Genomic DNA, 11514 nt, shown 5'->3' on the forward strand with positions numbered 1-11514 from the left:
CGGGCGGCGCGGCCTCGATTTGGAGGGAGGCCCGCGCCTGTGTCATACTCTTCAAGTTGTCGATTCGGCCCCATCGTTTAGCGGCCTAGGACGCCGCCCTCTCACGGCGGTAGCGCGGGTTCAAATCCCGCTGGGGTCACAACAGCGAAAACCCCCGGTCATCCGGGGGTTTTTGCATTTCCGGGCGAGTTCGGCCGCGGCATCCGCCCGCCTTCGTCCGACGCTCGTGCACCGGCTGCGGCGGTGCGTGACCGCGTCGGCGGGCTGCGGGGCATCCGCTAGACTCGCCTGAGCGAAGGGGAGTATCCCGCGGGGCGAACGCCTCGGGCCAACGATCGTCAGTACGAGCGCCGAAGACGCCGCTCCGGTCGTGGCGGCGCGCCGGAGGCGCGGCCGGGAGAGACTTTCGGGTCCACCCGTACCCTCCAACCCGGAAGGCCTCCTGTGCTCGAACTCCCCGTCTGGTTCGAAGTGGGATCCCTCGTGGTCCTCACCCTGATCCTCATCGCCGACCTGCTGCTCGTGATCAAGCGGCCGCACGTCCCGTCGTTCCGCGAATCCACGCTCTGGGTCGTGTTCTACGTGGTGCTCGCCCTCATCTTCGCGCTGTTCATGCTGCTGCTCGGCGACGCCGAGCACGCCGGGCAGTTCGTCGCGGGCTGGCTCACCGAGTACAGCCTCTCGATCGACAACCTCTTCGTCTTCGTCGTGATCATGGCGCGCTTCGCGGTGCCGAAGAAGATGCAGCAGGAGGTGCTCATGGTGGGCATCATCCTTGCGCTCATCTTCCGAGGGGTCTTCATCCTGCTCGGCGCGCAGCTCATCGAGAACTTCAGCTGGATCTTCTACATCTTCGGCGCCTGGCTCGTGTGGACCGCGATCCAGCAGGCGTTCCTGCACCGCGAGGAGAACGCGGAGCAGAACGAGAGCGGGCTCGTGCGGATGCTCCGCCGGCGCGTGCGCATCTCCGACGACTACGACGGCATCAAGCTCCGCACGACCGTCGACGGCACGCGCATGTTCACGCCGATCCTCATCGTCTTCATCGCGATCGGCACGACCGACCTGCTCTTCGCGCTCGACTCGATCCCGGCGATCTTCGGCATCACGCAGTCGGCGTTCATCGTCTTCACGGCGAACGTGTTCGCGCTCATGGGCCTTCGCCAGCTCTACTTCCTGCTCGGCGGACTGCTCGAGCGCCTCGAGTACCTCAAGTACGGGATCGCGTTCATCCTCGCGTTCATCGGGGTGAAGCTCGTGCTGCACGCCCTGCACGTCAACGAGCTCCCGTTCATCAACGGCGGCGAGCACGTCGACTGGGCGCCCGAGATCTCGACGTGGACCTCGCTCGCCGTCATCGTCGCTGCGATGGCCGTCGCGACCGTGGCGAGCCTCGTGAAGGCCGGCGTGGACTCGAAGCGCCGCGGTGCGAAGCTGCTCGAAGAGGTGCCCCACTTCACCGAGGACTCGCACCGGGAACGCTGATCCGTCGGCTCCCGCCGCCGTCGCACGATCCACAGCGGTCCGCGACGGCGGCCGGGAGTTGCTAGCGTTGGGAGGCGGCGCCTGGGTGGGGCGCCCGGACCGGGGGGTCCGGATCGAGCTGCGACGAGGAGAACCGTGTCCGTTGACGGCGAGGACATCGTCCCGCTCCCACACGGTTCCGCCGTGATCGCCCACAGCGCGCAGAGCGACGTGGGCCGCGTCCGCACCATGAACGAGGATTCGTACCTCGCCGAGGCGCCCGTGTACCTCGTGGCCGACGGCATGGGCGGCCACGCGCGCGGCGACGTCGCGAGCCGCACGGTCGTCGAGACGTTCCGCCGCCATATCGAGGCCGGGCGGCCGACGTCGCCCGAGCAGGTGCTCGACGCGATCCACACGTCGAACGACGCGGTGCGCGCGCTGAGCGGCGAGGGCGAGGAGGGCACCGCGGTCGCGGGCACCACCCTCACGGGCGTCGCGCTGGTCGACGCAGGCGAGGGCACCGGGTTCCACTGGATGGTCTTCAACATCGGCGACTCGCGGGTCTACTCGTGGGACGGCCGCACGCTCGAGCAGCTCAGCGTCGACCACTCGGCCGTGCAGGAGCTGGTGGACGCGGGCCTCATCAGCGCCGACGAGGCCGAGCGCCACCCCGACCGCAACGTCATCACTCGGGCCATCGGCGCCGACGACGTCGTCGACCCCGACGTCTGGCTCATCCCCGCGACCGGGCGCCAGGTCTTCCTCGTCTGCTCGGACGGCCTCTCGAAGGAGGTCGACGACGTGCGCCTCGCGCACATCCTCGCGGGCGACACCGGCCACGCCGCGGGCCTCGCCGGCGAGCTCGTCGACGCCGCCCTCGACCATGGGGGCCGCGACAACATCACCGTCATCGTCGTGGAATCAGAGCTCGGCTCGACCGGCGACGACGACGAGACCACGCGCGACCGGCCCGACGGCCTCACCCGCTCGGCCGAGGACACCACGCCGCGCACCGGGGGAGGCGAGCATGGCGACGTACCGGCCTGACCCGGCCCACGAATGGATCGCCGCCGTCCGCGGCGGCGTGGTGCTGCTGGCGCCGACGGCGGCAGCGACAGAGGTCACCGCGCTCTGGCCGCGGCTCGCGGACGCCGACCCCACGCCCGCGGTGCTCGACGTGCTCACGTCGCGCGGACTCGCCGCCACGCCACCGTTCGCACTCGTCGTCCGCGACGCGAACGACGGCTCGGCGCGCGTCGTGGCGCGCGGCCCGGTCGTCGTGCACGTCGGCGCCGAGGTCGTCCCGGGCTCGGGGGTCTCGACGTGGGCCGAACGGGTGGTCGAGGCCGGCGACGCCGAGGTGCGCGTCGAGGCGGTCTCCGACGGCATCGCAGCGGATGCCGCGGCGGCGCTGCCCGTCGTCGAGGCGATCGTGCTCGCGGTGTCGGTGCGCTCCGGGGGCGTCGAGCGCGTCGCACCCGAGGCTCCGGCATCGGGCGACGCGGTCGACGCGGTCGACGAGCAGACCCGTGTGGTGGCGCGCGACGCCGCGGTGCCGGTCGCGGCATCCGTGTCGGCGCCCGTCGAAGCGCCGGCGCAAGCACCGCCGCCCGTCGCGGCGCCCGCGCCGTCGATCACGGTCCCGCCCGAGGTGGTCGCCGCCGTGACCTCGGCCGAGCAGACCATCGTCCCCGCCGAGGACACGATCGCCGCACCTGTCACGCCGCCGTCGCCCGACGCGCTGCACGAGCTCGACGGCGACCACGACGGCCTCACCGTCGCGAGCGTCGACATCCGGCGCCTGCGCGCCGAGCGCGCCGCCCGGCAGGGATCCGCGACGCCCGGGCGCGTCGTCCCCGCAGCCGAGGCCGCACCCTCGTCGAGCCTGCGCATGCCCGACGGCAGCATCGAGTCGATCGGCGCCGAGGTGCTGCTCGGTCGCTCGCCGAGCGTCAGCCAGGTGTCGGGCGGCCGACTGCCGCGGCTCGTGACCATCGGGGCGGGCGACCCCGACATCTCGCGCAACCACCTGCGCGTCGCGGTCGAGGGCGACACGGTCGTCGTCACCGACCTGCACTCGCGCAACGGCACGCACGTCGTCGCGCCCGGCAAGTCGCCCGTCAAGCTTCGGGCGGGAGAGCCGACGCCGGTGCTCGCGGGCACGGTCGTCGATCTCGGCGGCGGCTGGACCATCCAGGTGGTCGGAGCCTGATGCGCCGCGCCCCCTCCACCCCGCCCGACCTGCCCGGGTACCGGTCGCTGCAGCTGCTCGGCTCCGGCGGCTTCGCCGACGTGTTCCTCTACGAGCAGCGGCTGCCGCGCCGCAAGGTCGCCGTCAAGGTGCTGCTCACCGAGGAGCTCGGCCGCGACACGCGCGCGCAGTTCGTCGCCGAGGCGAACCTCATGGCGCAGCTGTCGGCGCACCCGTTCATCGTCACGATCTTCCACGCCGACGTGTCGGCCGACGGCCGCCCGTACTTCGTCATGGAGTACTGCTCGGGTCCGAGCCTCGCCGAGCGCTACAAGCGGGAGCGGTTCGCCGTCGAGGACGCGCTGCGCACCGGCATCCGACTCGCCGGCGCCGTCGCGACCGCGCACGCCGCCGGCATCCTGCACCGCGACATCAAGCCCGCGAACGTGCTCACGAACGACTACGGCTGGCCGGCCCTCACCGACTTCGGCATCTCGTCGAACCTCGAGGGCGAACTGCCCGTGCACACCGTCACGTCGCCGGCGGATGCCTCGGCCACCGGGTCGGGCCAGTCCGCCGTCGGCATGAGCGTGCCGTGGTCGCCGCCCGAGATGTTCGAGGACGACCCGCGCCCCAACCAGCGCAGCGACGTGTTCTCGCTCGCCGCCACCGTGCACACCCTCCTCGCCGGCCGCACGCCCTTCGAGATCCCGGGCCGCCCCAACGGCTCCCTCGACCTCATAGGCCGCATCGAGCGCGGGGCGATCACGCCGATCGACCGGCCCGACGTGCCGCGCAGCCTCACGGCGGTGCTCGCGAAGGGCATGGCGACCCGCCGCGACGACCGCTATCCGTCCGCGATCGAGTTCGCCAGGGCCCTGCAGCGCGTCGAGCTCGAACTCGGGTACGCGCCGACGGGCATCGAGGTGCCGAACCTCGCGACCGAGCGCGTCACGACCGACGACGCAGCCGTCGACGACGCGGATGCCACTCGCGCCCGCGCCGTGCGCACCGTCGACGCGCAGCCCCGCCCAGCGGCATCCGCCGGCGACGACGCGACCGCGGCGCGCACGCCGCGCACGGTGGAGGCGCAGCCGACGCCCGACGAGGGCACGGTGCTGCGCGGCGCGTCCCCGCGAATGTCCGCGCCCGACGTGGCATCCGTCGATGCCACCGTGGTGCGCGCGGGTCGGAGTGCGTCGGCTCCGGTCGATGCCACGCAGGTGCGGCCGCGCGACGGCGGCCCTGCGGCATCCGACACCGCGACCGCAACGCGCACGGCGCGACCCGAGCGCTCCCGCGTCGGCACGCTCGTCGCGGTCGCCGCCGGCGCCGTCGTCGTGGCCGCCATCGGCATCGCCGTCGCCCTCTCGGGGACGCTGCAGCAGGGCTCGCCCGATCCGACCGCCGCCCCGACCGACCAGGACGCGATCCTCGCCGCGACCGTGCCCGCTCCCGTGGTGGAGGACGGGGTGCGCTCGGCGGACGGCGTGAGCGTGAGCTTCCCGGTGTCGCACCCGAGCGCCGAGGACGGCGACCGCTACCGCTGGCACCGGGCCGACGGCTCGGGGTCGACCGAGGTGGCCGAGGGGCCGGCGATCGTCGTCGCGGGCGTGGGCTCGGGGGAGCGGGTGTGCATCGAGGTGCAGGTGCAGCGCGGCAGCAAGACGTCGGAGCCGGTGACGGGATGCACGCCGTGAGGCCCCTGAAGGTGGAGTTCTGCGGCGAGTGGTACACCGTCGAGGAGGGCGCACCGTTCACGATCGGGCGCGAGTCCGACCTCACCATCGACGACAACCCCTACCTGCACCGCACGTTCCTCACGCTGTCGTCAGAGTTCGGCCTGTGGTGGCTCTCGAACGTCGGCCAGCTGCTGTCGGCCACGGTGTCGGATGCAACGGGGAGCGTGCAGGCGTGGGTGGCGCCGGGCGCCAAGCTCCCGCTCGTGTTCCAGACCGTGCATGTGATGTTCAGCGCCGGCTCGACGACGTACGACTTCACCGTGCACGCCGAGGAGGACTTCTACAACACGTCCCTCACGGCCGAGCCGGCCGACGGCGGCACGACGATCCTGCCCGTCACGCTCACGACGAGCCAGCGGCAGCTCGTGGTCGCGCTCGCCGAGCACGTGCTCTCGCAGCCGGTCGCCGGTCGCGCGACCGTGCCGACCTCGGCCGAGGCGGCGGGCCGGCTCGGGTGGAGCATGACGACCTTCAACCGCAAGCTCGACAACGTCTGCGAGAAGCTCGACAAGATCGGCGTCGACGGGCTCCGCGGCGGTCGCGGCAAGCTCGCGACGAACCGCAGGGCCCGCCTCGTGGAGTACGCCGTGGCCACCCGGCTCGTGAGCGCCGACGACCTCGCGCTGCTCGATCGGGGGGCCGACGGCGAGGCCGAGGAGGCCCGCGCGTAGCCGATCCGACATGGGGAGGCGTCCCCATTTCAGGGGTACGCGCGACCGTGTTACGTTGAGGGCCGTTCGCGTCCGCGCGCCCGTCCGTCCGACGCATCCGACCGGTGCATCCGACCGGCGGGAAGACGAAATCCAGGGGAGTTGAGAGTGGGGAGTTCCGCGTCCTGGGTGCGTGCGCGCAAGCCCGTCGCCTCGGTCGTGGCGCTCGCCGTCGCCGTCGGCGTCCCCGTGACGATCGCCGCGTTCCACCAGGGCTTCCCGGTGACCGACCCCGACCTCACCGCGCGCGACGTCTGGGTCACGAACGGGCAGGAGCTCCTCGCGGGCCGGCTCAACCGGCAGATCGAGGAGCTCGACGCCGCCGTCGCCACGGCGTCCAACGACGTCGACGTCTTCCAGGACGGCGACGACGTCTTCCTCCTCGACGCGAGCGCGGGCTCGCTCGAGCGCATCGACCCCTCGTTCACGACCCTGACCCAGCGCATCGACGTGCCGCTCGGGTCGCGCATCGCCTACGGCGGCGACGTGCTCGCGATCCTCTCGCCGAAGGGCGAGCTCTGGACGACCCCCGCGGGCGGCGACCTCTCGTTCGACGCGAACGGCACCGACCCCATCGCCGAGCTCGGTGCTGACGCCCGCGCCGCCGTCTCCGACCGCGGCACCGTGTTCGCGACCTCGGCCGACGACGACGAGCTGGTGCGCATCGACACGGGCGGCGGCGAGCCCGCCGTCTCGGAGCTCCCGAGGCTCGGCGCTCACCAGCTCGCCGCGGTCGGGGAGCGCGCGGTCGTGCTCGACGAGGACCGGAACGTCGTCGTGGTCGACGGCCGCGACGTGCCGCTGCCCGAGCCCGGCCTGCGGCTGCAGCAGTCGAGCGCCGAGCACGACGTCGCCTACGTCGCCGGCGCGGCCGAGCTCATCGCCGTCCCGCTCGGCGGGGGCGACGCCCGTGTCATCGAATCGGATGCCGCGGCGGCGCCGGCCCGGTCCGCCGACGAGGTCGCCGCGCCCGTCTGGGTGAACGGCTGCGCGCACGCCGCCTGGGCGACCTCCTCCACCTACCTCGCCGCATGCGACGACCGTGAGCCCGAATCGCAGGCGATCGAGCAGCCGACCGCGGGCTCCCGGCTCGAGTTCCGGGTGAACCGCGACGTCGTGGTGCTCAACGACCTCACGACCGGCAACGCGTGGCTCGTCGACTCCGACCTCCGCCTCGTCGACAACTGGGAGGAGGTCACGCCGCCCGAGGAGACCGACGAGCTCGAGGGCGACGAGAAGAGCGCGCAGCAGACCTTCGAGGACACCCTCGCCGAGCGCACGGACGCCAACCGCACGCCCGTCGCGCGCGACGACGAGGCCGGCGTCCGTCCCGGACGCACGACGGTGCTCGAGGTGCTCGAGAACGACACCGACCCCGACGGCGACGTGCTCACCGTGTCCTCGACGTCGGACGTCGCCGAGTCCCAGGGTCGCCTCGAGCTCATCGACGGCGGCCGCGCCCTGCAGTTCACGCCCGCCGAGGGCGCCGCAGGCACCGTGTCGTTCCGCTACTCGGTCGACGACGGCCGCATGGGCGTGTCCGAGGCATCCGTCGACGTGCGCATCGTGCCCGAGCCCGAGAACGCCGCGCCCACCTCGATGCGCTCGGGCGCCGTGAGCGTCGAGCAGGGGCAGCAGATCTCCTACAACGTGCTCGCCGACTGGAACGACCCCGACGGCGACGACGTGTTCCTCGTGAACGCCTCGCCGACGAGCGGCGACTCCGTGCGGTTCAGCCCCGACGGCTTCGTGACGTTCGACCACAAGTCGGGCGAGCTCGGCCTCAAGGACGTCGCGTTCACCGTGTCCGACGGGCAGCTCACCGCGACGGGCACGCTGACCGTCGACGTCAAGCCCACGGGCACGCTCAACCCGGTCGGCACGCCCGACTTCGCGCAGGTGTTCGCCGGGGAGACCGCGCTCATCGAGCCGCTCGAGAACGACCTCACGCCGTCGGGCGCCCCGCTCGCGCTCCTCGGCGTCGACCAGGTGCCCACCGCGGCATCCGTCACCCCGAACCCCGAGCGCGGCACGATCGCGTTCTCGTCGAGCCAGCCGGGCGAGGTCATCTTCCTCTACAACGTCGGGGCGGATGCCGCGGTGAGCGTCGGCCTCATCCGCGTGCAGGTCGTGGAGCCGCCCGCCGAGGCGCCGCCGCCCATCGCGGTCAAGGACACCGCCTACCTGCGGCCGGGGGAGCCGACGACCGTGCCGGTGCTCGTGAACGACGTCTCGCCGTCGGGCCGCGTGCTCGCCGTGCAGTCGGCCGACGACTCCGCGACCGACGACCTCGTCTCGGTCGAGATCCTCACGAACACCGTGGCGCGGGTCACCGCCTCGGAGGCGCTCGACCGGCAGCTGCAGTTCAGCTACACGATCTCCGACGGCGTGAACACGGCGACGGCGACCGTGACGGTCGTGCCGGTGCCGCCGCTCGTGAAGCACCAGCCGCCAGTCGCCGTCGACGACGCCGCCAACGTGCGCGCCGGCGACATCGCGACGGTGCCCGTGCTCGCGAACGACTACCACCCCGACTCGACCGCCATCCACGTGCTGCCCGAGCTCGCCGACACCGGCTCGCTCCAGGGGCTCGCGTTCGTCGACGACGACGAGGTGCGGTACCAGGCGCCCGAGGAGCCCGGCATCTACTCGGCCGTCTACACGATCGGCGACGACTTCGAGCAGACCGCTCGAGCGACCATCACGTTCACGGTCGTCGCGAAGGACGCCGGCGAGAACCGCCCGCCGCTGCCGACGCCGCTGACCTCGCGCACGTTCGCGGGCTCGGCCGTCTCGATCGACATCCCGCTCGACGGCCTCGACCCCGACGGCGACTCCGTGGTGCTCACGGGCATCTCGTCCGCGCCGAACCTGGGTCGCGTCGCCGAGCGCACCAGTACGTCGATCACGTACGAGGCGTTCGCCGGGTCCACGGGCACCGACACCTTCACCTACGAGCTGCGCGACGCGTTCGGCGCGAGTGCGAAGGGCACCATCCGCATCGGCGTGATCCCGCGGCCCGCCGTCGCGCTGCCGCCGAAGGCCGTCGACGACGCCGTCGAGATGAAGCCCGGCCGTACCGCCTCGGTCGAGGTGCTGCTCAACGACTCCGACCCGAGCGGCTACAGCCTGAAGGCCGTCGACCTGCCCGAGGTCGACGAGGGCATCGAGGCCGAGATCCGCGACAAGCGACGCGTCGTCGTCACCGCCCCCGACCAGGAGGGCGCGTTCACGATCCGGTACGAGATCTCGAACGGGCACGGCGGGGCCGACACCGCGTTCCTCCAGGTCGCCGTGAAGGACGACGCCAAGATCCTCCCGCCGACGGCCGAGGACCAGGTCATCGAGCCCGAGGACGTCGTCGAGGTCGACTCCGTCACGGTCGAGCCGCTCGACGACGCCACCAACCCGGGCGGCCTCGTCGAGGACCTCGTCGTCACGCTCGAGGGCCCGAACGCGGGCCGCGCCGAGGTGACGTCCGGCGGCGGCATCGTCGTGGAGCCCGGCCGGGAGCGCTACGCCGTCGCGTACCGGCTCACGAACGAGCTCGACGAGCACTCGGCGATGGCGTTCGTGATCGTGCCGCCCGCGGCATCCGCGGAGGACATCGAGGAGGACGAGCCGACGATCCCGGCGCCGCACCTCGCGAAGCTCGACCCGATCGTCGTGCCCATGAACGGCAGCATCACGTGGGACGTGGCCGACCTCGTGGTCGTCCCCTCGGGCAAGCCGGCCCTGGTGCTGTCGGCCTCGGCCGCGAACGCCCGGTCGGAGGCGTACGTCGACGGCACCACGCTGCGCTACGCACCCGCGCAGGACTACCGCGGCGAGGCATCCGTCACGTTCGAGGTGACCGACGGGCGCGACGCCGACGACCCCGACGGCCGCAAGGCCCTGCTCACCCTGCCGGTCACCGTCGGCGACCCGAACTTCGAGGACACCCCGCCCGTGTTCACGCCGCGGCAGGAGACCATCGAGGCGGGGGAGCAGCCGCTCGAGATCGACCTGCGGTCTTCGAGCGACCACCCGAACCCCGACGTGATCGGGCGGCTCGGCTACGGCAACCTGCAGGGCACGACCGCCGACATCCAGGCCTCGATCGACGGCGGCACGCTGCGCGTCTCCTCGCCGCTCGGCGTGCAGCCCGGCACGGCGACGCGCCTCACCTTCGACGTGACGTTCAAGGAGTTCACGGTGCCCGGGTACGTCGACGTGAAGGTGGTGTCGTCGACCCGGGCGAAGCCGCAGGCCGTCGACGACGGGCCCGTGTACCTCACCCGCAGCGACGCGAAGACGATCGACGTGCTCGCGAACGACTTCAACCCGTTCCCGGAGTCGCCGCTGCGGATCGTCGATGCTCAGGTCGACCAGCTCGACGTCGGGTCGTCGGCGTCGGCGAGCTTCACTGCGAGTGACGTCACCGTGCGCACCGGGGCCGCGTTCACCGGCACGCTCAGCGTGATCTACCGCATCCAGGACGCGACGAAGGACCCCGCCCGTGAGACCCAGGGACGCGTCACGGTGATCGTGCGCGACCGGCCCGACCGGCCGAACGCGCCGACCGTGACCGCCGGCGACGGGTGGGCGGACGTGACGTGGCAGGCGCCGGCGCCGAACAACTCGGCGATCACCGGCTACGAGGTCGATTACAACGGCCAGAAGGCGACCTACGGCGCCGGCGCGGCGGGCATCACGCAGCGCATCGGCGGCCTCACGAACGGCACGGCCTACACGTTCACGGTGCGGGCGATCAACGCCATCGGCGCGTCGGACTGGTCGGCCGGAACGACCAGGACGCCCTACGGCACGCCCTCCGCACCGAACAACGTGCGGCTTCAGTCGTCGGGCGACGCCCCCGCCGACCTCACGGCGAGCTGGAGTGCGCCCTCGTCAACCGGCGGCGGCGCGGTGACGTACGAGTGGCGCATCCAGGGCGCGCAGGGTTGGACCCGGACGACGGGCACCTCGGCACGCGTGAACAACGTCGGCGCCGGCACGTACACGCTCGACGTCCGCGCCATCAACAACGGCAGCACGCAGACCGGCCCCATCGCGTCCGACTCGGTCGGCGTGAGCAACCCGCCGCCACCGCCCCCACGGGCGTTCATCTGCAAGGGCGGCGCCCAGGGCGGCGGCAACGCGGTGCAGGTGCGCTACGAGAACTTCACGGGCGGCGGCCACCGCATGTACACGTCGATCGACGGCGACTCCAGCGCCTTCTACAAGGAGACGTTCTCGATCGGCGGCGACGGCAAGCAGACGCTGCAGAACTGGCTCGGCGTGCGATTCGACGCCGGCATCTGGGTCGTCATCGAGGGCCCCACGAACATCAGCAAGACGAACACGATCTCGGGCGCGCAGTGGAACGCGCTGTCGCCCGGCCAATGCAGCGGTTGACGCGAGG

The 11514-nt window shown here is 72.3% G+C and carries 6 protein-coding genes and 1 tRNA gene; all 7 read left to right on the forward strand.

Translation table 11 applies throughout. The features are described 5' to 3' along the window. Positions 1-66: 66 nt before the first annotated feature. The 7 genes from FYC51_RS15500 to FYC51_RS15530 all read left to right on the forward strand — a co-directional run bounded on the left by FYC51_RS15500 (position 67) and on the right by FYC51_RS15530 (position 11507). Positions 67-139 (forward strand) — tRNA-Glu (locus FYC51_RS15500). A 305-nt stretch (positions 140-444) separates the two neighbouring features. Next, entirely contained in the window at positions 445-1485 is a 1041-nt protein-coding gene (locus tag FYC51_RS15505; RefSeq protein WP_148734687.1) for a TerC/Alx family metal homeostasis membrane protein, read from the forward strand. A gap of 183 nt (positions 1486-1668) precedes the next feature. Beyond that, positions 1669-2514 carry a PP2C family protein-serine/threonine phosphatase gene (locus FYC51_RS15510; RefSeq protein ID WP_238476412.1) on the forward strand — a complete coding sequence of 282 codons (846 nt, stop codon included), beginning with the start codon at positions 1669-1671 and terminating at the stop codon, positions 2512-2514. Continuing rightward, entirely contained in the window at positions 2495-3679 is a 1185-nt protein-coding gene (locus tag FYC51_RS15515; RefSeq protein ID WP_148734688.1) for an FHA domain-containing protein, read from the forward strand. Before FYC51_RS15510 ends, FYC51_RS15515 begins: the two co-directional genes overlap by 20 nt. After that, complete coding sequence (locus FYC51_RS15520) at positions 3679-5358, forward strand: serine/threonine-protein kinase (RefSeq protein WP_148734689.1); 1680 nt, start codon at positions 3679-3681, stop codon at positions 5356-5358. The genes FYC51_RS15515 and FYC51_RS15520 overlap by 1 nt, the downstream gene beginning before the upstream one ends. After that, entirely contained in the window at positions 5346-6071 is a 726-nt protein-coding gene (locus FYC51_RS15525; RefSeq protein WP_148734690.1) for an FHA domain-containing protein, read from the forward strand. Before FYC51_RS15520 ends, FYC51_RS15525 begins: the two co-directional genes overlap by 13 nt. Positions 6072-6218: 147 nt before the next feature. Next, the gene (locus FYC51_RS15530; RefSeq protein ID WP_148734691.1) at positions 6219-11507 is read left to right on the forward strand and encodes an Ig-like domain-containing protein; all 5289 of its coding nucleotides are present in this window, start codon (positions 6219-6221) and stop codon (positions 11505-11507) included. Positions 11508-11514: the final 7 nt, after the last annotated feature.

Origin of the sequence: Agromyces mariniharenae (assembly GCF_008122505.1) — a bacterium.
Lineage (GTDB): Bacteria > Actinomycetota > Actinomycetes > Actinomycetales > Microbacteriaceae > Agromyces > Agromyces mariniharenae.

Coding starts and splice junctions, on each gene's coding strand:
- FYC51_RS15520 (WP_148734689.1), top strand. CDS start 3,679: ATGCGCCGCGCCCCCTCCACCCCGCCCGACCTGCCCGGGTACCGGTCG.
- FYC51_RS15515 (WP_148734688.1), top strand. CDS start 2,495: ATGGCGACGTACCGGCCTGACCCGGCCCACGAATGGATCGCCGCCGTC.
- FYC51_RS15525 (WP_148734690.1), top strand. CDS start 5,346: ATGCACGCCGTGAGGCCCCTGAAGGTGGAGTTCTGCGGCGAGTGGTAC.